The organism is Burkholderia sp. AU16741, assembly GCF_002223345.1.
GTDB lineage: Bacteria > Pseudomonadota > Gammaproteobacteria > Burkholderiales > Burkholderiaceae > Burkholderia > Burkholderia sola.
Map to the genome: position 1 here is coordinate 38264 of NZ_NKEZ01000005.1, position 26135 is coordinate 64398.

Consider the following 26135-nt stretch of genomic DNA (forward strand, 5'->3'; position numbering starts at 1 on the left):
CATCACGCAGGGCATGCATGGGTGACGGCAGGACGCGGCGCAAGGCGCCGCCGCAACGACAGCCGCGCGACGACGCCGACGAGTCGCACGCCGACGGGCAGTTCGACCTGTTCGGCGCGCCGACGGACGCCGCACGCGCGTCGCCGGCCGACGACGATCGCCCCGCCGGCCCCGATGAGCACGTGACGCCGCACGCACCGGAAGACGCGCGACCGGCGCGGCCCGCCCGGACGGCCTCCCGCCCCACCCCCGATGACGACGAGCCCGCCCCGTCATCCGGCCTGCTGTGGGACGAACCGTCTCCACCGGCCGCCGCGCCGAAGCAAGGCCGCCGCAAGCGTGGCGTGCTCCCGGCACCGATCTCGGCAGACGTGGCTGAAGCCGCGGCCGGCCTGCCGCCGAACGTGCGGCTCGGCGCGTCGTCGTGGTATTTCCCCGGCTGGAACGGCATCGTCTACGATGGCGACTTCGCGCAGACGAAGCTGTCGCGCGAAGGGCTCGAAGCGTACGGCGCGCATCCGCTGCTGAAGAGCGTGAGCCTCGACCGGTCGTTCTACGGGCCGCTGTCGGTGGCCGATTACCTGCGCTACGCGCAGCAGGTGCCCGACGATTTCCGTTTCGTCGTGAAGGCGCCGGCCGCGGTGACCGACGCGGTGATCCGCGGCCGGCGCGGCGAGCCGTCCGGGCCGAACCCGACCTTCCTCGATGCCCAGCTCGCGACCCGCGAATTCGTTCAGCCGTGCCTCGATGGCCTCGGCCGGAAAGCCGGCGTGCTCGTGTTCCAGTTCTCGCCGCTGCCCGATCAGCTGCTCGCGGAGCCGGCCGCGCTGATCGACCGGCTCGCCGCGTTCTTCGCGGCGCTGCCGCCGCTGCCGCCGGACGCCGACGGCACGCGCTACGCGATCGAGATCCGCGACGCGAGCCTGCTCACGCCGCGCTTCATCCGCGCATTGGCCGCGCTCGGCGTGCGCTACTGCGTCGGCCTGCATGCGCGGATGCCCGACCCGCTGCGCCAGGCCGCCGCGCTCGCGCTGCTCGACGGCGACGCGCCGGGCCCGCTGATCGTGCGCTGGAGCCTGCACGGCGGTTTCAAGTACGAGCAGGCGAAGGCGAAATACGAGCCGTTCGACAAGCTCGTCGACGAGGATCCGGCCACGCGCTCGGCGCTCGCCGAACTGGCCGCGCGCTATGCGCTGGCCGGGCAGCCGGTGATCATCACGATCAACAACAAGGCGGAAGGCTCCGCGCCGCTGTCGTGCATCGCGCTCGCACGCGAAATCGCCGCCGCGTGCGCGCAGTGGCGCAACGAGGCGGCGTGAGCGCGGCTTGCGCCGCCGTCGCTTACGCGCCGCGCAGCGACTTCAGCCGGTGCGAGAACTTCTGCCGGAATTTCGCGAGCTTCGGCCCGATCACGACCGAGCAGTAGCCCTGCCCCGGGTTCCGCGCGTAATAGTTCTGATGGTAGTCCTCGGCCGGCCAGTAGTTGCCGTCGAGCGGCATGACCTGCGTGACGATCGGCTGGCCGAATACCTGCTCGCGCTCGAGCTCGCGGATCACGTCGAGCGCCGTGTCGCGCTGCGCATCCGAATGCGTGAACACGACCGACCGGTACTGCGTGCCGACGTCGTTGCCCTGCCGGTTCAGCGTGGTCGGATCGTGCGTCGCGAAGAAGATCTCGAGAATCTCGCGATAGCCGATGCGCGCCGGATCGAACGTCACGTTGACGACTTCCGCGTGGCCGGTGTCGCCTTCGCAGATGTCGCGGTAGCCGGGGTTGCGCGTATGGCCGCCCGCATAACCCGACTGGACGGCCGTCACGCCGTCGACGTCGAGAAACACGGCCTCCGTGCACCAGAAACACCCGCCTCCCAAAGTCGCGGTTTCAAGCATCTCGTTCCCCATGAATTCAGACCCTCGTTGATGACGGCAGCGACACGCCCGTGCCGTCTGCCACGGTTCCATCCCGCCGCCGCGCGCCCGTGATACGGGTCACCGCGGCACTCCGGCAAGTATCTCACTCGCGCGCGAACCTGGCAGATCACGCAGGCGCCGCGCCCGACTCGCCTACCGATTCTCGTCTACACTTAGGCACGCGCCAGCGCGGCGGCAAACCCGCGGTCACGCGCGCAGCGTTCGATGCATGCCCGACCCTGATGCCAACATCATCTGCCGGAACATCGCTATGCATGCCTTAACAGCATTCACCCGCGTCACCCGCCCGGCCGCTGCCGCGCCGCGGGGCGCCGCTTCGACGGCTTCATCACGTCGCCGCCCGTCCGCCCCGCCCGCGGCGCGGCGATCCGGCCGGTCGCCGTTACCCGCTTTCCCCGCTTTCACGATCTGATGCACGGCGCCGCGCGTGGCACCGACACGTGCGTCCGTGCGTCGATCGCCCCCGCCGGCACGATGCACGCCGCGCGGCCATCCCGACCCGCACGCCCGCAACGAACGGCCGTGCGCTCACGATCCAGACCCATCGAGGAGGCATCACCATGAGCATGCGGCCCGACCCGACGTTTCACGCTTCGCCCGAGCTTGCGATGCAGGCGCCGGCGGAGGAGTTTGCCTATACGTTGTTGCTGAGCCCCGATTTTTCCAGACCCGACGCGCTTGCCGTGATCGACGTGAAGCCCGGTTCGTCGACGTACGGCAAGATCGTGCATACGGTGACGATGCCGAACACCGGCGACGAGTTTCACCACTTCGGCTGGAATGCATGCTCGTCGGCGCTGTCGCCGCTCACCGGGCATGCATTCCTCGAGCGCCGCTTCCTGATCATCCCGGGCCTACGCTCGTCGCGCATCTACGTGATCGACACGAAGCCGCATCCGACGCAGGCGCGCATCCACAAGATCGTCGAGCCCGACGAGATCTTCGCGAAGACCGGCTATTCGCGGCCGCACACCGTGCATTGCGGGCCCGAGGGCATCTACGTGAGCACGCTCGGCGGCGCGGGCAAGGACGGCACCGACGGCGCGCCCGGCATCTTCATCATGGATTGCGAGACCTTCGACGTGCTCGGCCGCTGGGAGATCGACCGCGGCCCGCAGGACAAGCATTACGACTTCTGGTGGAACCTGCCGCGCGACTACATGGTGTCGAGCGAATGGGCGCTGCCGCCGCAATTCGAGAACGGGATCGTCCCCGAGGATCTGCTCGCGAACAAGTACGGGCACCGGCTGCATTTCTGGGACCTGCGCGCGCGGCGCAACGTGCAGACGATCGATCTCGGCGCGCAGCACCAGATGGCGCTCGAGGTGCGGCCCGCGCACGACCCGGTGCGCGAATACGGATTCGTCGGCGTCGTGGTCGACACGACCAATCTCGAAGGCTCGATCTGGACCTGGTGGCGCGAAGGCGGCAAGTTCCATGTGAAGAAGACCGCGACGATCCCGGCCGAGCCGGCCACGGCCGATGAGCTGCCGCCGCTGCTGCAAGGATTCGGCGCGGTGCCGCCGCTCGTGACCGACATCGACCTGTCGCTCGACGACCGCTTCCTGTACGTGTCGTGCTGGGGCACCGGCGAGATGCGCCAGTACGACGTGTCGGACCCGCACCATCCGGTGCTCGCCGGGTCGGTGCGCATTGGCGGCATCGCGCGCCGTGCGCCGCACTCGAATGGCCGAGCGTTCGCGGGCGGCCCGCAGATGGTCGAGATCAGCCGCGACGGGCGCCGCGTGTACTGGACCAATTCGCTCTATTCGACGTGGGACGACCAGTTCTATCCGGACGGCGTGCCGGCCGCGCAGGTGCTCGCGCATGCGGGGCCGGACGGCGGGCTGACGCTCGCCGACGATTACTGGGTCGAATTCCCCGACGGCTATCGCGCGCATCAGATCCGGCTCGAAGGCGGCGACTGCTCGACCGACTCGTTCTGCTATCCGTCGGTCAAGCGTTGAGCGCCGGCCTTCACGCACCGTTCGCGCTGTGGGCGGCCGTGCTCGCGAGCGGCGTCTATCACGGGCTCAACCCGGCGATGGGCTGGCCGCTCGCGGTGTCGAACGCGCTGATGACGCGCCGCGGCCGCGCACTCGTCGCGGCGCTCGGCTATCTCGCGCTCGGTCATGCGCTGGCCGTGTTCGCGGTGATGCTGCCGTTCGGGCTGCTCGCGGCGCTGCTCGCGTGGCAGACGGCGATCCGGATCGGCGCGAGCGCACTCGTGATCGGCTTCGGCGCGGTGCTGCTGATCCGGCGCCGGCATCCGCGGGCGCTCGCGCGGATTGCGCCGGCGCGGCTCGGCCTGTGGTCGTTCGCAGTCGCGCTCGCGCACGGCGCGGGGTTGATGCTGGTGCCGATCTACCTCGGCCTGTGCGGACTCGACCGGGATGCCGGCCACCGCGCGGCGGCAATGCTCGTCGATGCGCATCTCGGGATGGCGCTCGTCGTCGCGGCCGTGCATGCGGCCGCGATGATCGCCGCCGGCGGCGGGCTCGCGTGGCTCGTGTACCGCTATCTCGGGCTGAAGTTCGTGTCGAGGAGCTGGTTCAATCTCGATACGGTGTGGGCGTCGAGCCTGATCGTGACGGGGGCGTTGTCGCTCGGGCTGGCGGCGGCGCAATAGCGCGGTCGCGCTGCCGGCCGGGCAACACGGTGTCGGCCTGAACGGCCGCACCGTCAAAAAGGCGACGGAATGGCGACGCAGGCCACGCGCCGCAGTGTTCGCTACGTCACCCTGCCGTCGCGATGCGCCGCCCGACCGGGCCCGGCGACCGCGATTCCGCTAAAATCGGGCCATGCACACCCCTTCCCACTCGACCGCCTCGTCGTCTTTCGTCCGCCGCGCGCGTCACGCCCGTGTCGTGTCGCGCCCGCCCGCCCCGTTCCGGATGGCTGCCCGATGACGAGCCGCGCCAATCCGCCCGATTTCGACGCGGCCGCGTTCCGGCAGGCGCTCGGCCAGTTCGCGACGGGCGTGACGGTGATCACGACGCGCGCGCCGTCCGGCCAGTTGATCGGCATCACCGCCAGCTCGTTCAATTCGGTGTCGCTCGATCCGCCGCTCGTGCTGTGGAGCCTCGCGCACAAATCGGCGTCCACACCGGTGTTCCGCGGCAACAGCCATTACGTAGTGAACGTGCTCGCAGCGTCGCAGCTCGACCTGTGCAAGCGCTTCTCGACCTACAAGGGCGACCGCTTCGAAGGGATCGCGCACGCGGCCGGCAACTCGGGAATGCCCGTGCTCGACGGCGCGCTCGCATGGTTCGAATGCCACAACCGCAGCCGCTACGACGAAGGCGACCACGTGATCTTCGTCGGCGAAGTGGAACGCTGCGGCGTGCGCGCGGTATCGGACACCGCGCCGCCGCTCGTGTTCCACGGCGGCGGCTTCCACGGCCTCACACCGCTTTGATCGCCCCCGTGCGCGCCAGCCCCACCGGCGCGCCGGCTTCGTCCTTCAGCGTCTGCAGCACGATGTTCGAACGGATGTCCATCACGCCCGGCGCCTTGTACAGGCGGTTCAGCACGAAATCCGAGTAGTGCTTGAGGTTGTGCGCGAGCACGCGCAGCAGATAGTGGCTCTCGCCGGTCACGACGAACGCGCCGACCACCTCCGGCCATTCGCGCAGCGCTTCCGCGAAGCGCTCGTGCCATTGATTCTCTTCGTTGCGCATCGACACCTGCACGAACGCCTCGAGCTCGAAGCCGAGCTTCTCGCGGCTCAGGCACGCGCGATAGTGCTCGATCACGCCCTGCTCCTCGAGCAGGCGCATGCGGCGCAGACAGGCGGATGGCGAAAGCGAGATGCGTTCGGCCAGGTCGAGATTGCTGATTCTGCCCTCCTCCTGCAATACCGCCAGAATCCGGCAGTCGGTGGCATCGAGCGTGATCGCGTGCATTTTTGGTCCCCGTTTTCCCTCTGAGTCGAATTATCTGCCAATCCGGCGGATTGTCCATGTTTATTTCGCAAGCACTTTCTACGAGCGTCCACCTATCATTCGAAGGATCGACTCATCGAAACGTCATGCCATGGACACACTCTGGGACATCTCGCCGCCGGTCAGCCCCGCCACCCCCGTGTGGCCGGGCGATACGCCGGTTTCGGTCGAACGCGTGTGGCGAATGGAAGCCGGTTCGCCGGTCAACGTCGCACGCCTGACGCTGTCGCCGCACACGGGCGCGCACTGCGACGCGCCGCTGCACTACGACGCCGACGGCGCGCCGATCGGCGCGGTGCCGCTCGACACCTATCTCGGCCCGTGCCGCGTGATCCACTGCATCGGCGCGTCGCCGGTCGTGCGGCCGGCCGACGTGGAAGCCGCGCTCGACGGCGCGCCGCCGCGCGTGCTGCTGCGCACGTATGCGCGTGCCGCGGTCGAGCAATGGGACAGCGATTTCTGCGCGGTCGCGCCCGACACCGTCGACCTGCTCGCCGCGCACGGTGTGAAGCTGATCGGCATCGATACGCCGTCGCTCGATCCGCAGGAATCGAAGACGATGGATGCGCATCACCGCGTGCGGGCGCACCGGATGGCGATCCTCGAAGGGATCGTGCTCGACGACGTGCCGCCCGGCGACTACGAACTGATCGCGCTGCCGCTGAAATTCGCGACGCTCGACGCGAGCCCCGTGCGCGCGGTACTCCGCGCACTGCCCGCACGCGCCGCCTGATTACCCGACCTACTACCTCACACAATGATGATCAAGACCCGTGAAGACGCGCTCGCGCTCGACCGCGACGACCCGCTGGCCGCGCTGCGCGACCAGTTCTCACTGCCCGACGGCGTGATCTACCTCGACGGCAACTCGCTCGGCGCGCAGCCGCGCGCGTCGGCCGCCCGCGCGCAACAGGTGATCGGCGCCGAATGGGGCGACGGCCTGATCCGCAGCTGGAACACGGCCGGCTGGTTCGCGCTGCCGCGCCGGCTCGGCGACAAGCTCGCGACGCTGATCGGCGGCGCGCCCGGCGAAACGGTCGTGACCGACACCATCTCGATCAACCTGTTCAAGCTGCTGTCCGCGATGCTGCGCCACCAGGCCGAGCGCGCGCCCGAACGCCGCGTGATCGTGTCGGAACGCTCGAACTTCCCGACCGACCTGTACATCGCGCAGGGGCTGATCGAGCAGCTCGGCGGCGGCTACGAACTGCGCCTGATCGACGATCCGGCCGACCTGCCCGGCGCGCTCGGCGCGGACACGGCCGTCGCGATGATCACGCACGTGAACTACCGCACCGGCTACATGCACGACATGCCGGCCGTCACGCAGCTCGTGCACGACGCGGGCGCGCTGATGCTGTGGGATCTCGCGCACTCGGCCGGCGCGGTGCCGGTCGACCTGAACGGCGCGCGCGCGGACGGCGCGGTCGGCTGCACGTACAAGTACCTGAACGGCGGCCCCGGCTCGCCCGCGTTCGTGTGGGTGCCGCAGCGCCATCTCGCGCATTTCTCGCAGCCGCTGTCGGGCTGGTGGGGCCACCGCGCGCCGTTCGCGATGCAGCCGGACTTCGCGCCCGACCCGGGCATCGCGCGCTTCCTGTGCGGCACGCAGCCGATCGTGTCGATGTCGATGGTCGAATGCGGGCTCGACGTGTTCCTGCAGACCGACATGCAGACGATCCGCCGCAAGTCGCTCGCGCTGACCGACGCGTTCATCGCGCTCGTCGAGGAACGCTGCGCGGGCCTGTCGCTGAAGCTCGTCACGCCGCGCGCGCATCACCAGCGCGGCTCGCAGGCGAGCTTCGAGCATCCGCACGGCTACGAAGTGATGCAGGCGCTGATCGCGCGCGGCGTGATCGGCGACTACCGCGAGCCGTACGTGCTGCGCTTCGGCTTCACGCCGCTCTATACGCGCTTCGCCGACGTATGGGATGCGGTCGAGACGCTGCGCGACATCCTCGCCACCGACGCGTGGAAGGCGCCCGAGTTCGCCGAACGCGGCGCGGTGACCTGACCGGTTTTGCGTGGCGCGCCTCGGCTGCATGCCGCAGTTGCATGCGAAGCGCGCCACGCGTTCGTCATTCAAATCTGGAGATAGTCGTGAATTCTGGTCATATGCAGCCGCCCGGTGGCGACGCGCCGGCAGGCTGCCCGTTCTCGGGCGCACGCGCCGCCCAACCGGCGCAAGCCGCGCACGACGCGCCGCACGTGCCGGGCGAGGCCGACACGCAAGCCGGCTGGCACGACGCGCAGCTCGATTTCTCGAAGTCGATGAGCTACGGCGACTACCTGTCGCTGAATTCGATCCTCGATGCGCAGCATCCGCTGTCGCCCGATCACAACGAGATGCTGTTCATCATCCAGCATCAGACGAGCGAGCTGTGGATGAAGCTCGCGCTGTTCGAGCTGCGCGGCGCGCTCGATGCGGTGCGCACCGACGCGCTGCCGCCCGCGTTCAAGATGCTCGCGCGCGTGTCGCGCATCCTCGAGCAACTGGTGCAGGCGTGGAACGTGCTGTCGACGATGACGCCGTCCGAGTATTCGGCGATGCGGCCGTATCTCGGCCAGTCGTCGGGCTTCCAGTCGTACCAGTATCGCCAGCTCGAATTCCTGCTCGGCAACAAGAACGCGCAGATGCTGCAGCCGCATGCGCACCGGGCCGACATCCTCGAACAGGTGCGCGCGACGCTCGAGGCGCCGTCGTTCTACGACGAGGTCGTGCGCCTGCTCGCGCGGCGCGGGTTCCCGATCGCGCCCGAGCGGCTCGAGCGCGACTGGACCCAGCCGATGCGGCACGACGAGACGGTCGAAGCCGCGTGGCTCGAGGTCTATCGTCATCCGCAGCAGCACTGGGAACTGTACGAGATGGCCGAGGAACTCGTCGATCTCGAGGATGCGTTCCGCCAGTGGCGCTTCCGTCACGTGACGACGGTCGAACGCATCATCGGCTTCAAGCAGGGCACCGGTGGCACGAGCGGCGCGCCGTACCTGCGCAAGATGCTCGACGTCGTGCTGTTCCCCGAGCTCTGGCACGTGCGCACCACGCTGTAACGCACCGTCACGCGCCCGCCGTCACGACGACGGGCGGGCGCGTGCCTCTCCTTCGCGCGGGACTGCGCGTTCGAACACGGATCCGACACCAACGAGATCGCCCGCGTTTGCAGCGTGCCGCCGGGACGGTTCGCCGCGTCCTGCCGTTGCGGCGCCGCACCATCCGCTGCGCGCTCACCGCGTTCCGGCGCCGCCACGGGATTCTGCCGGGGCCGGCCGGCAAGCTGCTCGACGAACGCGTCGCACTGACGCGCGACGCGCGCTGACGCCCTTTTCCGATCAGGTCTCCCCCGCCGGCCGTGCCTCGCACGCCGCCGCAGCGCACCATCGAAATGCGGTCTCGCCGCCTTGACTTTCGCGCGTCCGAATACGATCATTCGCTCACACAAAGAGCAAATGATCGTATTCCACAGGATAGACAGGCACGAACAGGAGACACCGGATGAGCGAATCGTCCTCCGCCCGCGCGCCCGTGCTGCTGCACATCGGCGCGGGCTCGTTTCACCGCGCGCACCAGGCGTGGTATCTGCATCGCGTGAACGCGGCCGTGCCGGCCGAAGAACGCTGGTCGCTGACCGTCGGCAACATCCGCGACGACATGCGCGCGACGATGGACGCGCTCGCCGCGCAGCACGGCGCGTACACGCTCGAAACCGTCACGCCGCAAGGCGAGCGCGCGTACGAGACGATCAGCGCGATCACCCGCGTGCTGCCGTGGTCGATCGACCTCGCCGCGCTGATCGACGCGGGCGCCGATCCGGCGTGCCGGATCGTGTCGTTCACCGTCACCGAAGGCGGCTACTACCTCGACGAACACAACCGGCTCGACGTCGCGAACGCCGATCTCGCCGCCGATCTGCAGGGCGCGCGCACGACGCTGTACGGCGCGCTCGCGGCGCTGCTCGCCGAACGCGTGAAGCGCGGCGCCGGCCCGCTCACGCTGCAAAGCTGCGACAACCTGCGCAACAACGGCGCGCGCTTTCGCGCGGGGATGCGCGAATTCCTCGAACGGCGCGGCGAAGCGGATCTCCTCGCGTGGTTCGATGCGCACGTCGCGACGCCCAGCGCGATGGTCGACCGCATCACGCCGCGCCCGACCGCCGACGTGCGCGAGCGCGTGCTCGCGGCCACCGGCGTCGACGACGCATGCCCGGTGATGGGCGAATCGTTCATCCAGTGGGTGATCGAGGACCGCTTCGCGGCCGGCCGGCCGCGCTGGGAATTGGCCGGCGCGGAACTCGTCGACGACGTGCATCCGTACGAGGAAGCGAAGATCCGCATCCTCAACGCGACGCACAGCTGCATCGCGTGGGCCGGCACGCTCGCGGGCTACACCTACATCCACGAAGGCACGCACGACGCGGCGATCCGCCGCTTCGCGCACGACTACGTGACGCAGGACGTGATCCCGTGCCTGAGCCCCAGCCCGCTCGATCTCGCGCGCTACCGCGACGTCGTGCTGGAGCGCTTCGGCAATCCGTACGTGCTCGACACGAACCAGCGCGTCGCGGCCGACGGCTTCTCGAAGATTCCCGGCTTCATCGCGCCGACGCTCGTCGAATCGTTCGCGCGCGGCGCCGCACCGGGCGCCACCGCCGTGCTGCCCGCGCTGTTCCTGCGCTTTCTCGAACGCTGGGCGCGCGGCACGCTGCCGTATGCGTACCAGGACGGCGTGATGGATGAAAGCAGCGCACGCGCGATCGTCGACGCCGACGATCCGGCCGTCGCGCTGTGCGCGAGCCGCGCACTGTGGGGCTCGCTCGCCGGCAACGCGGCGCTGTTCGAGGCGCTGCGCGCCGGGCTCGCGCGCGTCGACGCGTGGCTCGCCGCGCGTTGACGACGCGCGCGCCGGCACCCGGCCGCGCTGCCGGGCGAACCCGCTTGGCACAGGCCGTGCGGCACGGCTAAAGTAGCGGCTCCTCACCGACCGAACGGATTGCTCATGTATCTCGGCATCGACCTCGGCACCTCGGAAGTGAAGGTGCTGCTGCTGGCCCCGGACGGCACGGTGGTCGGCACCGCGGGCTCGCCGTTTACCGTATCGCGCCCGCACCCGCGCTGGGCGGAGCAGCATCCGGACGACTGGTGGCGAGGCACGCTCGCCGCGCTCGCGGCATTGCGCGAACGGCATCCCCACGCGTTCGCACAGGTGCGCGGCATCGGCCTGTCGGGCCAGATGCACGGCGCGGTGCTGCTCGGCCGCGACGACCGCGTGCTGCGCCCCGCGATCCTGTGGAACGACATGCGCAGCGCCGACGAATGCGCGCTGCTGACCGAACGCGCGCCCGATCTCCACGCGCTGGCCGGCAACCTCGCGATGCCCGGCTTCACCGCGCCGAAACTGCTGTGGGTCGCGAAGCACGAACCCGACGTGTTCACGGCCACCGCGTGCGTGCTGATGCCGAAGGACTACCTGCGGTTCCGGCTGACCGGCGCGAAAGTGTCCGACCCGTCGGACGCGGCCGGCACGCTGTGGCTCGACGTCGCGCGCCGCGACTGGTCCGATGCGCTGCTCGCCGCGTGCGGGATGACGCGCGAGCAGATGCCGCGCATCGTCGAAGGCAACGCGCCGTCCGGCACGCTGCGCGCGGACGTCGCGCGCGAGCTGGGGCTGTCGGAGGCCGTGCCGGTGGCAGGCGGCGGCGGCGACAACGCGACGAGCGCGCTCGGCATCGGCGCGATCCACGCGGGCGACGGCTTCGTGTCGCTCGGCACGTCGGGCGTGCTGAGCGTGGTCGGCGACCGCTTCATGCCGAATCCCGCGTCGGCCGTGCATGCGTTCTGCCATGCGATTCCCGATCGCTGGCAACTGATGAGCGTCGTGCTGTCGGCCGCGAGCTGCCTGCGCTGGGTCTGCAAGCTGACCGGCACGGACGAGCCCGCGCTGCTCGCCGAAGTCGAGGCGCTCGACCCCGACGCGCTCGCGGCGGCCCCGCTATTCCTGCCCTATCTGTCCGGCGAACGCACGCCGCACAACGATCCGTACGCGCAGGGCGCGTTCTTCGGGATGACGCACGCGACCGAGCGCGCGCACCTCGGCTACGCGGTGCTCGAAGGCGTGACGCTCGGCCTCGCCGACGGCCTCGATGCGCTGCACGCGGCCGGCGTGGAAACCGACCAGTTGTCGCTGATCGGCGGCGGTGCGCGCAGCGCGTTCTGGGCACAATTGATCGCGGACGCGCTGAACGTGCGCACGCAGCAGATCGGCGGCGGCGAAACGGGCGCCGCGCTCGGCGCGGCACGGCTCGGCTGGCTCGCCGTCGGCGGCGATCCGCATACGGTGCTGACCAAGCCGCCGGTGCGCGCCGAATACGCGCCGGACGCCGCCCGCCATGCGCGGCTGCGCGAACGCCTCGATGCGTTCCGCACGCTGTATCGTCACGTGCGGCCGCTGTACGAACCGTCGCGCGCACGGCTCGCGTAGGCACGCCCCGTCGCGCGGCCGGGCCGCCGGCCGGCCGCGCGACATGCGGTACAGTGGATGCCGTCATGCGGCCCGCCGGCCGGCCCGCGGAGCGGCCCCCCATCCGAACCGAATCGCTATCGTGTCCAAGTCCTCAGAAAAACTCGATCTCGCCACGCGCGCCGCGTGGCTCTATTACGTCGCGGGCGACACGCAGAACGAAATCGCCGAAAAGCTGCAGGTGTCGCGCCCCGTCGCGCAGCGCCTCGTCGCGTTCGCGGTCGAGAAGAACCTGATCCGCGTGCGCGTCGACCATCGGCTCGCCGATTGTCTCGACCTCGGCGCGCAACTGTCGAAACGCTACGGCCTCGCGATGTGCGAAGTGGTGCCGGTCGACGCCGATGCGCCCGACGCGATCGACCGCAAGCTCGCGGTCGCCGGCGCGCAGGTGATGGAGCGCTACCTGAACGAAACGCGGCCGATGGTGATCGCGGTCAGCAGCGGCCGGACGCTGAAGGCCGCGGTCGCGCAGATCGCGCAGATCGACCGGCCGCAGCACCGGCTCGTGTCGATGGTCGGCGCGATCGCGGCCGACGGTTCGTCGAACCGCTACGACGTCGCGCAGTACATTTCCGAGAAAACCGGCAGCAAGCACTTCCTGCTGCCCGCGCCGCTGTTCGCCGACAGCGACGCCGAGCGCGCGCAGTGGTGCAATCATCGACTGTACCGGATCGTCGAGGCGCTGTCGGGCGAGGCCGACGTCGCGTTCGTCGGGATCGGCAACATCGGCCCGCACTGCCCGCTCTACGAAGACGGCTTCATCACCGAACAGGAGCGCGACGAGATGACCGCGCTCGGCGCGGTGGCCGAATTGCTCGGCGTGCCGATCGACGCGCAAGGTACGCAGATCACCGTGTCGACGAGCGCGCGCGTGACCAGCGTCGCGCTCGCCACGCCGCCGAAACTGCCGACGATCGCGTTCGCCGGCGGCCCGAAGAAACACGACGCGGTGATTGCCGCGCTGCGCGGCGGCTGGCTGTCGGGGCTCGTCACCGACGAAGCGTGCGCGCGCGCGGCGCTGGCCGCGAAGGCGGCCTGACGGCACCGTCGCACGGGCCGGCTCGAGCCGCGCACGCGCACGTGCCGTGCGTCACGCCGCCTTCGCGTGCACGCTCAGTCGCCGAAACGCCTGCCCGTTTTCGTCGAACAGATGACAGTGCTCGGCCTGCGCATGCACGCGCAGCGTGTCGCCGGTGCGGTACGTGTCGAGCGGCGGAATCCGCGCGATCAACCCGTCCGGCGCGACGGCCGACTCCGCATACAGATATGCGGCGTCACCCAGCGACTCGACGGCCATCGTGCGCGCGGCGACGCCCGGCGCCGCCGCATCGACCAGCAGATGCTCGGGCCGCACGCCGACGGTCACCGCCGCGCCGCGCTGCAGCCCGGCCGCATCGACCGCGACACGCTGCGTCTCGCCGCTGTCGAAGCGCACGAGCACGCCGCCCGCATCGGCCGATTCGACCGTGCCCTTCAGGAAGTTCATCTTCGGCGAGCCGATGAAGCCCGCGACGAACTGGTTCGCCGGCGCGTGATACAGCGCGTTCGGCGTGCCGACCTGCTGCACCGCGCCGCCCGACAGCACGACGATCTTGTCGGCGAGCGTCATCGCCTCGACCTGGTCGTGCGTCACGTAGATCATCGTCGTCTTCAGCTCGTCGTGCAGCCGCGCGAATTCCAGCCGCATCTTCACGCGCAGCGCGGCGTCGAGGTTCGACAGCGGTTCGTCGAACAGAAACACCTTCGGCTTGCGCGTGATCGCGCGGCCGATCGCGACGCGCTGCCGCTGGCCGCCCGACAGCTGCTTCGGCTTGCGGTCGAGCAGGTGATCGATGTGCAGAATCTTCGCGGCCTGCTTCACGGCCTGGTCGATCTCGGGCTTCTTCGCGCCGGCGAGCTTCAGGCCGAACGCCATGTTGTCGTACAGCGTCATGTGCGGGTACAGCGCATACGACTGGAACACCATCGCGATGCCGCGCTTCGCGCTCGGCACGTCGTTGACCTTCGCGCCGTCGATCAGCAGGTCGCCGTTCGAAATATCTTCCAGGCCGGCGATCATCCGCATCAGCGTGGATTTGCCGCAGCCGCTCGGGCCGACGAACACGACGAATTCGCCGTCGGCGATGTCGAGGTTCACGTTGTGCAGCACTTCGGTGTCGTCGTAGCGCTTCGCGATGTTGCGCAGGAGCACGCTTGCCATGATCTGTCTCCGTTCGTTCGTGATGCGCCGCCAAGCCGGCAGCGCTGGATCGTTGCTAGTTCGGCAGCACCTCGCCCGTCGCCTGCCAGCGCGCGACGTAGCCGGGCAGCTCGTGCATGTCGTCGAATACGTGACGCGCGCCGATGCCGCGCAGCGCGTCGATCTGGGCGGCCGACGCATGCCCGCCGCCGATGAAGCCGAGCACGGTCATGCCGGCCGCGGCCGCGGCGGTGATGCCGGTCACGCTGTCCTCGACCACGAGGCATTGCGCGGGCACCGCGCCGAGCGCGCGGGCGGCTGCCAGATACACGTCCGGCGCCGGCTTCGGCCGCGCGACCGAATCCGCGCAGAACAGCCGGTCGCCGAAGAAGCGCGCGAGGCCGGTGCGCGCGAGCGCCGCTTCGACGTATGCGCGATAGCTGTTGCTCGCGCAGGCCGTCGTCAAGTCGATCGCGGCCAGCGCCGCGTCGATGCCTTCGACCATCGGCGCCTTCACGGCCGCCGCCTCGACCGCGCGGCGGATCGCGTCGACGTCGTCGTTCGTCAGCGCCCGACCCACCGCCTCGGACGCGCCGGCCAGCACGCGCTCGATGCGCAGCCCGAGCAGCGGCATCACGGCCGGCCGCGCATCGACGCCCGGCCAGCGCGCGTCGAGTTCGCGCACGATCACGTCGGCGGCGACGGCCTCGCTGTCGATCAGCACGCCGTCGCAATCGCAGATCAGCACGTTCGCGCCGTGACCGGCCACAGCCTTGCTCGCCGCGCCTTTGCCTGCGCCGCTCATTTAACCGCCCCGAACGTGAGCCCGCGCACCAACTGCTTCTGCGACAGCCAGCCGACGATCAGGATCGGCGCGACCGCGAGCAGCGACGCCGCGGACAGCTTCGCCCAGAACAGCCCTTCGGGGCTCGAGTACGACGCGATGAACACGGTCAGCGGCGCGGCGTTCGAACTCGACAGGTTGATGCTCCAGAATGCCTCGTTCCACGACAGGATCACGAGCAGCAGCGCGGTGGACGCGAGCCCCGGCAGCGCCATCGGCATCAGCAGGTAGACGATCTCCTGCCACGTCGACGCGCCGTCGATCCGCCCGGCCTCCAGGATGTCCTTCGGGATCTCGTTGAAATACGTGAAGGTCATCCACACCGCGATCGGCAGGTTGATCAGCGTGTACACGATCACGAGCCCCGACACCGTATCGAGCAGCCCCGCGTTCTTCCACAGCAGGTAGATCGGCACGAGCACGCCGACCGACGGCATCATCTTCGTCGACAGCATCCACAGCAGCACCTTCTGCGTGCGATGGTTCGGGAAGAACGCCATCGCGTACGCGGCCGGCACCGCGAACAGCAGCGAGATCACTGTGACGCCGGCCGAGATCAGCACCGAATTCCACGCGAACGCGAAGTAGTTGCTGCGTGCGAACACCTCGCGGAAGCTGTCGAGCGTCGGCATGAAGAACAGCGACGACGCGTACGCCTGCTGCTCGGTCTTGAACGCGGTGATCGCCATCCAGAAGATCGGGAAGAACAGCAACAGCGCGATCAGCCACGCGAGCGTGCCGGGCAGCGCACGCCGCACGAGGTCGAATACGGCCGGTATGCGCCGGTTTTCCAAAGTGAGGTCGCTCATTTCTCGTACTCCCCCTTCAGGTTGCGCGCGAGCATCCGCACGAGGAAGAACGACACGACGTTCGCGACCACGACGGCGATGATCCCGCCCGCGGACGCGAGGCCGACGTCGAACTGCTGCAGGCCGAGCGCGTAGATCAGGTACGACAGGTTGGTCGTCGCGTCGCCCGGGCCGCCGCCGGTCGTCGTGTAGATTTCCGCGAAGATCGACAGCAGGAAGATCGTCTCCATCATCACGACCACGGCGATCGCGCGCTTCAGGTGCGGCAGCGTGATGTAGAAGAACATCGCGATCGGGCCGGCGCCGTCGATGCGCGCGGCTTCCTTCTGTTCCTGATCGAGCGACTGGATCGCGGTGAACAGGATCAGGAACGCGAACGGCAGCCACTGCCACGCGACGATGATGATCACCGCGGTCAACGGGTAATCGGCGAACCAGTCGATCGGCGTCATCCCGAGCGCGCGCATCGCGTTCGCGACGAGCCCGTACACCGGATGCAGAATCATGTTCTTCCAGATCAGCGCGGAGACCGTCGGCATCACGAAGAACGGCGCGATCGCGAGCAGGCGCGCGACGCCCTGCCCGTAGAACTTGCGGTCGAACAGCACGGCCATCAGCACGCCGCCGATCACGGTGATCGCGAGCACCGCGCCGATCAGCACGAGCGTGTGCCAGATCGCGGGCAGGAACGACGGATCGGTCGCGAGGAAGCGGTAGTTGTCGAGCCCGGCGAAGCCCTTCACGTCCGGGTTCAGCAGGTTGTAGCGCGAGAACGAATACCAGATCGTCATCGCGAGCGGAATCGACATCCACAGCAGCAGCACCGCGACGGACGGCGACACGAGCCAGCTCGCGCCGCCGCGCGCCCGGCGCGGCGCACCGGGCGGCGACGACGCGTCGCCGACCGACGGCGCGTGAGCGTGACTCAGGGGAAGACGCAGGTGACGCATGACGGAGTCCCTCCGGTTGATGCGCGGGCGCGAACGCGAACGGCCTGCCCGCCTGTCGGCCTCGCCGGCCCGCGCCGTGTGCCACGGCGCACGACGCGGGCCGCGCGACGGCTTGCGCGTTACTTCTTGTAGCCGGCCTGCCGCACCGCGCGGTCGGCGGCGGCCTGGCCCGCGGCGAGCGCCTGGTCGACCGTCATCTGGCCCGCGACCGCGCCCGCGATCGACTGGCCGACCACCGTGCCGAACGACTGGAACTCGGGAATCCCGACGTACTGCACGCCCGTGTACGGCACCTTCTTCAGCGACGGATCGTTCGGGTCGGCCGTCTCGATCGCCTTCAGCACGAAGTCCGAGAACGGCGCGGCGGCCTTGTACTCGGCGCGCTGATACGTCGACGTGCGCGTGCCCGGCGGCACCGACGCCCAGCCTTCGTCCTTGCCGACCATCTCGATGTACTGCTTCGACGTCGCCCACGCGATGAACTTGCGCGCGGCGTCCTGCTGCTTCGACGTCTTCGGCACGGCCAGCGCCCACGCCCACAGCCAGTGCGAGCCCTTCGGCGTCACGGCGACCGGCGCGGCCGCGAAGCCGATCTTGTCGGCCACCTGCGACTGCTGCTTGTTGTAGAGCATCCCGGCCGCGACCGTCGCGTCGATCCACATCGCGCACTTGCCGGATGCGGTCAGCGTCAGGTTCTCGTTGAAGCCGTTCGAGCTCGCTCCCGGTGGGCCGTCTTTCCTCAGCAGATTCACGTAGAACGTGATCGCCTTCTTCCATTCGGGCGACGTGAGCTGCGCGTTCCACTTCTCGTCGAACCAGCGCCCGCCGAACGTGTTCACGACGGTCGACACGTACGCCATGTTCTCGCCCCAGCCGGCCTTGCCGCGCAGGCAGATCCCGTAGGTGCCCTTCGACTTGTCGGTGAGCTTGTCCGCGAATTCGGCGATCTGGTCGTAGGTCGGCTGGTCGGGCATCTTCAGCCCCTTCGCCGCGAACAGGTCCTTGCGGTAGAACGTCATCGAGCTTTCCACGTAGAACGGCAGCGCGTACAGCTGGCCGTTGTACGACAGGCTGTCGCGCGCGGTCTTCACGATGTCGTTCAGGTCGTAGTCGGCCGGCAGCCCGGTGATCGGCGCGAGCCAGCCGCGCTTGCCCCACTGCGGCGTTTCATAGGTGCCGATCGCCATCACGTCGAACTGGCCGCTGCCGGTCGTGATGTCGGTCGTCGCGCGCTGGCGCAGCACGTTCTCCTCGAGGATCACCCAGTTCAGCTTGATGTCGGGGTTCGCCTTCTCGAACGCCGGCGACAGCTTCTTCAACTCGATCATGTCGGGGTTGTTCAGCGTCGCGATCGTCAGCGTGCCGGCGGACGCCGCGCAGGCCACCGTCGCGAGCGCGGCTCCGGCGAAACAGCGTGCGGCGGCGTCGAGCATCTTTCGTTGCATGGCATGTCTCCTGTGATTGTTCGAAATGTCGTCGGTCCTGCGTGGTGTTGCGTCGCTTCCTTCGCGGCCCGTCATGCCGGCCGCTGCATCCCGCACGCGCGCGCATAGTGCGCGATCACGTCGCGTATCCGGTGGCGCACCCATGCGCGCGGTTCCTTCGCGAGGCCGCCCGCGCGGCACGCCGCGTAGACGTCCGGCAGCCACTGCGCGACGAGCGTTTCCGGCACCGGCTGCCGCGCGAGGTTGTCGAACAGCTGCTCGACCGCGGCCGCGACGGCCGGTTGCAGCCAGTAGTAGCGGATGCGGTCGCTGTAGCTGAACTGGCGCGCGAGCCGCTGCGCGGTCTCGTCGCCGCGGTAGTACGGCGCCCAGTGTTCGGGCTGCGCGCGCATCGCCGCGTCGACGACGTCGCGCAATCGCGAGCGCTGCGCGCCGTCGTCGATCAGCGCGTCCTCGATGTACGTCAGCGCGAACAGCGCCTCGCGCAGCGCGAACGTCAGCGCGGGGCCGACCTTCAACACCGCGAAATGGTCGCGCACGAGCGCGGCGAGCGCGGCTTCGGTCTGGTAGTCGGTCGAATGCGCTTCGAACACGAGGCGCGGTGTCTGCAGGATACTCGCGGCGAGTGACGCCGCCTTGGCGCTGTCGTAATCGAGCACGTGGCGATCGTCGAAGTCGACGCCCGGCTGCGCGACGATCGCGACCACGCGCGTCCACGCATCGTCGAGCCCGGCCGCCGCGAACGCGCGGCGGTGCGCGTCGAGCGTCGCCGCGATGCTCTCGCTGCGCGTGACCGCGATCTGCGCGATCGCGTCGCCGCTCGCTTCGTTACCGGCCTCGCCGCTCACTTCGCCGCCCGGCGTCGGCACCTCGGTGCCGATCACGTAGACGGGCGCGATCCCGGCGCGCGCCGCCGCGTCTTCCGCGACGCGGCACAGCTCGGCCGCGCGCGCGGCGATCGTGCGGTCGTCGAGCCGCGCCGGATCGTCCGCGCACGCCATGCTCGCATCGAGATGAATCTTTTCGAAACCGGCTTCGACGTAGGCCGCGACCATCGCGGCCGCTTCGCGCATCGCGTCGGCCGCGCGGCGGTGCCGCCACGGGTTCGGGCCGAGATGGTCGCCGCCGAGCACGAGCGCCGACGGCGCGAGCCCGCAGCGCGCGGCGATCGCATCGACGTCGCGCCGGAAATCGGCGGGCGTCATGCCCGTATAGCCGCCGAGATGGTTCACCTGGTTGCAGGTCGCCTCGATCAGCAGCGGCGAGCCGTCCGCGCGCGCGGCTTCGCACGCGGCCTCCAGCACGAGCCGGTGCGCACTGCAGATCGAATAGATGCCGCGCTGCGCGTCCGCGCGGTTCGCGTCGAAGATCATCCGCAGCACGGTGTCCGCGTGCGCGGTGCGCGTGCGCTCGGCAACGGTCGTCAGGCCGGACATGCGATACCTCGTTCGGTCAGGAAGCGGTCGATCTCGGCCGCGCTGCTGTTGCCTTCCATCGGGCCGCGCCGCGTGACCGCGATCGCGCCGGCCGCGTTCGCGCGGCGCAGCGCGACGTCGATCGGCACGCCGGCGACGAGGCTCGCGACCAGCGTGCCGCCGAAGCAGTCGCCGGCGCCGGTCGGATCGACTTCGTCGACCGGAAATGCCGGCGCTTCGACCCGGTTCGCGCGGTCGAACGCGACGCTGCCTTGCGCGCCGCGTTTGAGCACGACGCGCTCGAGCAGCGGATGCGTCGCGAGCAGGCCCGCGATCGCGCGCTCGGCCGGCTGCGGCCCGCAAAAGAACGGCAGGTCGGCTTCGCTCGGCAGGAACAGGTGACACGCGGCGAGCATCTCGTCGAGCGCCGCGCGCATCGGGCGAAAGCTCAGCATTTCGGGCCGCACGTTCGGATCGAACGACACCTTGGCGCCCGCGCGCGCGGCCTCGATCACGCCGCGCTGCACGGCCGCGATCGCCGATTCGCTCGTCAGCGACGAACCCATCACGTGGAAGTAGCGGCAGCCGTCGAACATCGCGGTGTCGACGTCGGACGCATCGACGCACGCGGCCGCACTGGTGGACAGCGTGAAGACGAAGCTGCGCGAGCCATCGTCGCGATACGCGACGAACGCGGTGCCGGTCGGGCGCGCGACGCGGCGGATGCGCGCCACGTCCACGCCGTCGCGTTCGAGCCGCGCGACGATCGCATCGCCGAACGCGTCGCGGCCGACGCAGCCCGCATACGCGACGCGTGCGCCGAGCCGCGCGGCCTGGTCGGCGAAGATCGCCGGCGCGCCGCTCGGGAACGGCCCTTCGAACAGGCCGGGCGTATCGAAACCCTGGCCGCGCGCGGCGGCGACGAATTCGGCCAGCAGTTCGCCGGCGACGACGATCTCGGCCATCAGGCGAGCCCTCCTCGTTCGACGGCGGCCGCCGCCTCGCGGGCCGGCCAGCGCGTGGCGCGTGCGAGCGGCGGCATTTCAGCTCATCCAGTTGCCGCCGTCGACGTTCAGCGTCTGGGCGGTGATGTAATCGGCGTCCGCCGACGCGAGGAACAGCGCGGCGCCCGTCAGGTCGCCCGGCACGCCCATGCGCCCGAGCGGCACGGCTTCGCCGACGAGCCGCTTCTTCTCGCCGAGCGGCCGGTTCTCGTAGCGCGCGAACAGCGCATCGACCTGCTCCCACATCGGCGTGTCGACGACGCCCGGCGCGATGCCGTTCACGTTGATCCGATGCGGCGCGAGCGCGAGCGCGGCCGACTGCGTATAGCTGATCACCGCGGCCTTGGTCGCGCAGTAGTGCGACACGAGCGCCTCGCCGCGACGGCCGGCCTGCGACGACATGTTGACGATCTTGCCGCCGCGCCCCTGCTCGACCATCCGCTGCGCGACGGCCTGCATCAGGAAGAACAACCCTTTCACGTTGACCGAGAACAGCCGGTCGAACACGTCCCACGATTCGTCGAGGAGCGGGCGCATGTCGAACAGCGCCGCGTTGTTGAACAGGATGTCGACGCCGTCGAAGCGCTCGACCGCCGTCGCGACGATCCGCTCGATGTCGTCGCGGCGCGTGACGTCGGCCGTGACGGCCACCGCGCGGCCGGGATGGGCCTCGATCAGCCGCGCGAGCGAGCCGCCTGCCGGCTTCACGTCGACGAGCACGCAGCGCGCGCCCTCGTCCAGATAGCGTTGCGCGACCGCCTCGCCGATGCCGCTTGCGGCGCCCGTCAGGATCGCGACCTTGTCTTCCAGTCTCACTGGCTGTCTCCGGTTCGTTCTTGCTGCACGACGGTCGAGAGGTGAGCGAACGCTCTCTGACCGATCAATTGCTCTGTTAGTGATCGAATGATCGGATACGCGATACGCGCTGTCAAGACGACGCGACGGCTTTCTATGACGCGCTGCGGCACGGCGGCGCGCGACGACGCGCCGCCGCGCCCACACCGCAAGGCGAGAAGCGCACGGTGCGGCGCAGTGGCATCGACGCTGAAGGGGACGGACGGAGGACGAAAAACGGATTTCGCGCTGCACGGCGCGACGATACGTTATATCATCGCGATACTGTGTTTCATCGCCCTGCTTCACGCCATGGCTACCTCATCGTCCATTGACGCCCGGCTGTCCCGGGCCGACGCATTCGCCGCCGAGCACGGGCTCGCGTGGACGCCGCTGCGCCGCCAGGTCTACGAACGCGTGCTGGCCGCGCAGCGCCCGATCGGCGCGTACGACCTGCTCGCCGAACTCGAACCGCAACGCGGCCGCGTGCCGCCGACGACCGTCTACCGCGCGCTGGATTTCCTCGTCGAGCACGGCTTCATCCACCGGATCGAATCGAAGAACGCGTTCCTCGCGTGCTGCGAGATCGGCGTGCCGCACGAAGGCCAGTTCCTGATCTGCGATTCGTGCGGCGACACCGTCGAGATTCCCGGCGCCGACCTCGCGAAGCAGTTGTCCGCGAGCGAGCCCGCGCATGGTTTCGAAGTCCACCACCAGGTCGTCGAGCTGAGCGGCCTGTGCGGGCACTGCAAGCGCAAGCCCGCGCAGCGCTGACGTCGCATCGTGCGGTGCACGCGCCGCCCTTCCAACGAGGAGTTCCATGTCCATTGCCCTGAAGCGCGCGCCGCGGCGCGCCCTGTCGCCTGTCCGCTGGCTCGCCGCCGCCGTCGCCGCGCTATCGCTCGCCGCGCCCGCGTTCGCGCAGGCCGCCACCGTCAACGTCGTCGCCGCCGAGAATTTCTACGGCGACGTCGCGTCGCAGATCGGCGGCCGCCACGTCGCGGTCACGAGCATCCTCAGCAATCCGGACCAGGATCCGCACCTGTTCGAAGCGAGCCCGAAGACGGCCCGCGCGCTGCAGCACGCGCAGGTCGTGATCTACAACGGCGCCGACTACGATCCGTGGATGGGCAAGCTGCTCGGCGCATCGAAGCAGGCGAAGCGCGCGACGATCGTCGTCGCCGAGCTCGTCGGCAAGAAGGCCGGCGACAACCCGCACCTGTGGTACGACCCGGCGACGATGCCGGCGGCCGCCCGCGCGATCGCGGCCGAGTTCGGCCGCGCCGACCCGGCGAACAAGGCCGAGTACGATGCGAACCTGCAGAAGTTCGTCGCGTCGCTGAAGCCCGTCGACGACAAGATCGCCGCGCTGCGCGCGAAGTACAAGGGCGTGCCCGTGACGGCCACCGAGCCCGTGTTCGGCTATATGTCGGACGCGATCGGCCTCGACATGCGCAACCAGCGCTTCCAGCTCGCGACGATGAACGACACGGAGGCAAGTGCGCAGGACGTCGCCGCGTTCGAGAACGACCTGCGCAAGAAGCAGGTGCGCGTGCTGATCTACAACAGCCAGGCCGAAGAACCGATGACCAGGCGCATGCTGAAGATCGCGCACGACGGCGGCGTGCCGACCGTCAGCGTCACCGAGACGCAGCCGGCCGGCAAGACCTTCCAGCAATGGATGATCGGCCAGCTGGACGCGCTCGGCAGCGCGCTGTCGGCCGGCAAGTAATAGATAACCGTCACGACATGACCGCCACTCCCCACGCCCTCGCCGTCGATCGCGTCACGCTCGAACTGGGTGGCCGCACGATCCTGCGCGACGTCAGTTTCTCGATCGAGCCCGGCGAATTCGTCGGCGTGCTCGGGCCGAACGGCGCGGGCAAGACGACGCTGATGCGCGCGGTGCTCGGCCTCGTCCCCGTGTCGGCCGGCACGCTGTCGGTCGGCGGCGTGCCGGTCGCGCGCGGCAACGCGTCGATCGGCTACATGCCGCAGATTAGGAGCGGCCTCGCGAACCGCCGGATGCGCGGCTACGATTTCGTCGCGATGGCCGCCGACGGCCATCGCTGGGGCTTGCCGCACACGAACGCGGCCACGCGCCGCGACGTCGATCGCGTGCTCGACCTCGTCGGCGGCCCGTCGCTCGCGCGCCGGCCTCTGTCCGAACTGTCGGGCGGCGAACGGCAGCGGCTGCTGCTCGCGCAATGCCTGCTCGGCACCCCGAAGCTGCTGCTGCTCGACGAGCCGCTGATCAGCCTCGACCCGAACCACCAGCGCGGCGTCGTCGAACTCGTGCGCAACGTGCAGCGCGAGCTCGGCATCACCGTGCTGTTCTCCGCGCACGAACTGAATCCGCTGCTGAACGCGCTCGACCGCGTGCTGTATCTCGGCAACGGCGTGGCCGCGCTCGGCACCGTCGACGAGGTGATCACGAAGCCCGTGCTGTCGCGGCTCTACGGATCGCCGATCGACGTGATGCGCGTGAACGGCAAGATCTTCGTGATGTCCGGCGACGTCGAGATCGAGAAGCACGATCACGAACACGAGGACGACGACGGCCATTCGCACGGCGGTGGCGGCGGCCACGGCCATCACCACCACGGACACGCTCATCCCGGGCATTCGCACGATGTTTGAATACGACTTCATGATCAACGCGTTCGCCGCGTCGGGGATCGTCGCGGTGCTCGCGGGCATCGTCGGCTATTTCCTGGTGCTGCGCGGGCAGACCTTCGCCGGCCACGCGCTGTCGCACGTCGGTTTCACCGGCGCGACGGGCGCGGTGCTGCTCGGCCTCTCGCCGATCTGGGGGATGGTCGGCTTCACGCTCGCGGCCGGAATCGGCATGGGCGCGCTCGGCGAAAAGCTCGCGGGCCGCGACGTCGCGATCGGCGTGATCCTGTCCGGCGCGCTCGGCTTCGGCCTGCTGTTCCTGCACTTCTACACGTCGTTCGCGACACAGGTCACCGCGCTGCTGTTCGGCAACGTGCTTGCGGTCAGCCACGACACGCTCGCGGTGCTCGCGGGCATTGGCGCGGTGAGCCTCGCCGCGCTCGCGCTGATCGCGCGGCCGTTGTTGTTCGCATCGCTGCAGCCCGAACTCGCCGAAGCCAAGGGCGTGTCGCTGCGCACGGTGTCGATGCTGTTCCTCGCGGTGTGCGCGCTCGCGGTGGCCGCGGCGACGCAGATCGTCGGCGTGTTGCTCGTGTTCACGCTGCTGGTGGGGCCGGCCGCGGCCGCGCAGAACGTGTCGACGCGACTGTCGACGGGTGTGCTGCTCGCCGCGCTGTTCGCGCTGTTCGAGGCGTGGGCCGGCATCGTGCTCGCGTATCACACCGACTGGCCGACGAGTTTCTGGATTACGGCGCTGTCGGCGCTGGTGTATGGCGCGAGCTTGTTGCGGCGGGCATGATGTGTTGCATGCGTGCGGATGGCGTTACGAGATCGCCCTCCATGCGCACACAACCGTTGCCGCGAGGATCAGGAACCCGATCCAGGGTTTGGCACCTGCGGCACCGGCTCTCTTGAGCAACACGACCTGTGTGATCGCAACGACCATGAGCAACGCATAGCTGACAAGTATATGGTCGCCAGCTTCGTCCTTGATCGCGTCGACCGCGACGGATGGATCGATTTCATGCATCCACGCATACTTGCTTCCGGTGATCGTGATAACGACGAGCAATCCGATGACGCATGCAACATGAATGACGAAGCGAAGGAGACGAGCCATGTTTGCATCCCGATGCATTATTGGATGAGTCGAGCGAAGCGCGGCCAATATTCCGAGTGTTTGCGCTGCCGTGCGAAGCTGCATGCTCACCGGGCCGAACGATGTCATCGCTGGATGACGTGTCAGTGTCGGATGCCTGTCGACGAACGGCGGACCGCTCCAGTCGAATGTGCGCACTTCAAATGCAACGCGATCGATGAATTCAGGGTCGCCGCCGACCTCGATCCAACATATACCCGCGAGCATTTCCCGGGGTAGGCGGTTTCGCCCCGCTGCGGCCCGGATATGCGACTTGTTGTGCATGATCCAGGCATCCTTGAACGCCTGGATGTATTTGATGCCGCCATTCCACCGCTCGGGCGCAAGTTTCCACGCAAACAGATTGATCAACCCCCGCTTCGGGGAGTTTTTTGATACCTCGCATACCCTGTCGCCCATTCAGGTCAAAGGCTCACTCGAACAAATTTCACCACGATTAAATCGTCGATCATTATTCGGCGAATCGATTCGACTTCCTATAGAACGAGTA

General features: G+C 69.0%; 25 protein-coding genes and 1 pseudogene. 15 read left to right on the forward strand and 11 right to left on the reverse strand.

Translation table 11 applies throughout. The features are described from left to right. Nucleotides 1-17: 17 nt before the first annotated feature. Entirely contained in the window at nucleotides 18-1319 is a 1302-nt protein-coding gene (locus CFB89_RS13410; protein WP_089468307.1) for a DUF72 domain-containing protein, read from the forward strand. A gap of 22 nt (nucleotides 1320-1341) precedes the next feature. On the opposite strand, the gene msrA is transcribed toward CFB89_RS13410, so the two are convergent. After that, complete coding sequence (gene msrA, locus CFB89_RS13415; protein ID WP_089468308.1) at nucleotides 1342-1902, reverse strand: peptide-methionine (S)-S-oxide reductase MsrA; 561 nt, start codon at nucleotides 1900-1902, stop codon at nucleotides 1342-1344. A gap of 590 nt (nucleotides 1903-2492) precedes the next feature. Here msrA and CFB89_RS13425 point away from each other — a divergent pair. From CFB89_RS13425 to CFB89_RS13435, 3 genes are all read left to right on the forward strand, one after another. After that, nucleotides 2493-3899, forward strand: coding sequence for a selenium-binding protein SBP56-related protein (locus CFB89_RS13425; RefSeq protein ID WP_089468309.1), 1407 nt, complete (start codon nucleotides 2493-2495; stop codon nucleotides 3897-3899). Beyond that, complete coding sequence (locus CFB89_RS13430) at nucleotides 3896-4561, forward strand: hypothetical protein (protein WP_089468310.1); 666 nt, start codon at nucleotides 3896-3898, stop codon at nucleotides 4559-4561. The genes CFB89_RS13425 and CFB89_RS13430 overlap by 4 nt, the downstream gene beginning before the upstream one ends. Nucleotides 4562-4837: 276 nt before the next feature. Beyond that, nucleotides 4838-5350: a flavin reductase family protein gene (locus CFB89_RS13435; protein ID WP_089468311.1), complete on the forward strand. Its 513-nt coding sequence runs from the start codon at nucleotides 4838-4840 to the stop codon at nucleotides 5348-5350. Here the strand turns inward: CFB89_RS13435 and CFB89_RS13440 are convergent. Beyond that, entirely contained in the window at nucleotides 5337-5837 is a 501-nt protein-coding gene (locus tag CFB89_RS13440; protein ID WP_006477992.1) for an Lrp/AsnC family transcriptional regulator, read from the reverse strand. The genes CFB89_RS13435 and CFB89_RS13440 overlap by 14 nt on opposite strands. Before the next feature lie 130 nt (nucleotides 5838-5967). Between CFB89_RS13440 and kynB the strand changes: the two genes are divergently transcribed. The 7 genes and pseudogenes from kynB (at nucleotide 5968) to CFB89_RS13470 (ending at nucleotide 13429) form a co-directional block, all read left to right on the forward strand. After that, a complete protein-coding gene (gene kynB, locus CFB89_RS13445) occupies nucleotides 5968-6609 on the forward strand; it encodes an arylformamidase (protein WP_089468312.1) in 642 nt (213 codons plus the stop codon). Between the two features lie 27 nt (nucleotides 6610-6636). Continuing rightward, nucleotides 6637-7890, forward strand: coding sequence for a kynureninase (gene kynU / locus CFB89_RS13450; protein ID WP_373559863.1), 1254 nt, complete (start codon nucleotides 6637-6639; stop codon nucleotides 7888-7890). A gap of 101 nt (nucleotides 7891-7991) precedes the next feature. Further along, entirely contained in the window at nucleotides 7992-8927 is a 936-nt protein-coding gene (kynA, locus tag CFB89_RS13455; protein ID WP_089468313.1) for a tryptophan 2,3-dioxygenase, read from the forward strand. A 110-nt stretch (nucleotides 8928-9037) separates the two neighbouring features. Next, a pseudogene (locus CFB89_RS34190) lies at nucleotides 9038-9193 on the forward strand (LysR family transcriptional regulator); the annotation flags it as partial. Between the two features lie 176 nt (nucleotides 9194-9369). Next, nucleotides 9370-10764, forward strand: a complete 1395-nt coding sequence (dalD, locus tag CFB89_RS13460; RefSeq protein ID WP_089468314.1) for a D-arabinitol 4-dehydrogenase — start codon at nucleotides 9370-9372, stop codon at nucleotides 10762-10764. A gap of 105 nt (nucleotides 10765-10869) precedes the next feature. Continuing rightward, nucleotides 10870-12351 carry a xylulokinase gene (gene xylB, locus CFB89_RS13465; RefSeq protein WP_089468315.1) on the forward strand — a complete coding sequence of 494 codons (1482 nt, stop codon included), beginning with the start codon at nucleotides 10870-10872 and terminating at the stop codon, nucleotides 12349-12351. A gap of 121 nt (nucleotides 12352-12472) precedes the next feature. Continuing rightward, nucleotides 12473-13429 carry a sugar-binding transcriptional regulator gene (locus CFB89_RS13470; RefSeq protein WP_034174431.1) on the forward strand — a complete coding sequence of 319 codons (957 nt, stop codon included), beginning with the start codon at nucleotides 12473-12475 and terminating at the stop codon, nucleotides 13427-13429. Between the two features lie 51 nt (nucleotides 13430-13480). On the opposite strand, the gene CFB89_RS13475 is transcribed toward CFB89_RS13470, so the two are convergent. The 8 genes from CFB89_RS13475 to CFB89_RS13510 all read right to left on the reverse strand — a co-directional run bounded on the left by CFB89_RS13475 (nucleotide 13481) and on the right by CFB89_RS13510 (nucleotide 21852). Beyond that, complete coding sequence (locus CFB89_RS13475; RefSeq protein ID WP_089468316.1) at nucleotides 13481-14590, reverse strand: ABC transporter ATP-binding protein; 1110 nt, start codon at nucleotides 14588-14590, stop codon at nucleotides 13481-13483. A 55-nt stretch (nucleotides 14591-14645) separates the two neighbouring features. Further along, entirely contained in the window at nucleotides 14646-15374 is a 729-nt protein-coding gene (locus CFB89_RS13480; RefSeq protein WP_089468317.1) for an HAD family phosphatase, read from the reverse strand. Continuing rightward, a complete protein-coding gene (locus CFB89_RS13485) occupies nucleotides 15371-16222 on the reverse strand; it encodes a carbohydrate ABC transporter permease (RefSeq protein ID WP_089468318.1) in 852 nt (283 codons plus the stop codon). Before CFB89_RS13485 ends, CFB89_RS13480 begins: the two co-directional genes overlap by 4 nt. Then, entirely contained in the window at nucleotides 16219-17172 is a 954-nt protein-coding gene (locus CFB89_RS13490) for a carbohydrate ABC transporter permease (protein WP_089468319.1), read from the reverse strand. Before CFB89_RS13490 ends, CFB89_RS13485 begins: the two co-directional genes overlap by 4 nt. Before the next feature lie 119 nt (nucleotides 17173-17291). Next, on the reverse strand, nucleotides 17292-18617 hold the full coding sequence (locus CFB89_RS13495; RefSeq protein ID WP_089468320.1) for a sugar ABC transporter substrate-binding protein: 1326 nt from the start codon (nucleotides 18615-18617) through the stop codon (nucleotides 17292-17294). Nucleotides 18618-18688: 71 nt separating this feature from the next. Then, nucleotides 18689-20053 carry a D-tagatose-bisphosphate aldolase, class II, non-catalytic subunit gene (locus tag CFB89_RS13500; RefSeq protein WP_089468321.1) on the reverse strand — a complete coding sequence of 455 codons (1365 nt, stop codon included), beginning with the start codon at nucleotides 20051-20053 and terminating at the stop codon, nucleotides 18689-18691. After that, nucleotides 20041-20997 carry a sugar kinase gene (locus CFB89_RS13505; RefSeq protein ID WP_089468322.1) on the reverse strand — a complete coding sequence of 319 codons (957 nt, stop codon included), beginning with the start codon at nucleotides 20995-20997 and terminating at the stop codon, nucleotides 20041-20043. The genes CFB89_RS13500 and CFB89_RS13505 overlap by 13 nt, the downstream gene beginning before the upstream one ends. Before the next feature lie 78 nt (nucleotides 20998-21075). Beyond that, nucleotides 21076-21852, reverse strand: a complete 777-nt coding sequence (locus tag CFB89_RS13510; protein ID WP_089468323.1) for an L-iditol 2-dehydrogenase — start codon at nucleotides 21850-21852, stop codon at nucleotides 21076-21078. Nucleotides 21853-22182: 330 nt separating this feature from the next. On the opposite strand from CFB89_RS13510, the gene CFB89_RS13515 reads away from it, so the two are divergent. Genes CFB89_RS13515 through CFB89_RS13530 form a run of 4 tightly spaced genes read left to right on the forward strand, consistent with a single transcriptional unit; the run spans nucleotide 22183 to nucleotide 25285 of the window. Then, entirely contained in the window at nucleotides 22183-22644 is a 462-nt protein-coding gene (locus tag CFB89_RS13515) for a Fur family transcriptional regulator (RefSeq protein ID WP_089468787.1), read from the forward strand. 46 nt (nucleotides 22645-22690) lie between these two features. Further along, a complete protein-coding gene (locus tag CFB89_RS13520) occupies nucleotides 22691-23602 on the forward strand; it encodes a metal ABC transporter solute-binding protein (RefSeq protein WP_089468324.1) in 912 nt (303 codons plus the stop codon). A 17-nt stretch (nucleotides 23603-23619) separates the two neighbouring features. Further along, the gene (locus CFB89_RS13525; protein ID WP_089468325.1) at nucleotides 23620-24510 is read left to right on the forward strand and encodes an ABC transporter ATP-binding protein; all 891 of its coding nucleotides are present in this window, start codon (nucleotides 23620-23622) and stop codon (nucleotides 24508-24510) included. Next, nucleotides 24503-25285: a metal ABC transporter permease gene (locus tag CFB89_RS13530; RefSeq protein WP_089468786.1), complete on the forward strand. Its 783-nt coding sequence runs from the start codon at nucleotides 24503-24505 to the stop codon at nucleotides 25283-25285. Before CFB89_RS13525 ends, CFB89_RS13530 begins: the two co-directional genes overlap by 8 nt. 24 nt (nucleotides 25286-25309) lie before the next feature. Here the strand turns inward: CFB89_RS13530 and CFB89_RS34855 are convergent, their stop codons facing one another. After that, nucleotides 25310-25996: a hypothetical protein gene (locus CFB89_RS34855; RefSeq protein ID WP_179233430.1), complete on the reverse strand. Its 687-nt coding sequence runs from the start codon at nucleotides 25994-25996 to the stop codon at nucleotides 25310-25312. Nucleotides 25997-26135 lie beyond the last annotated feature (139 nt).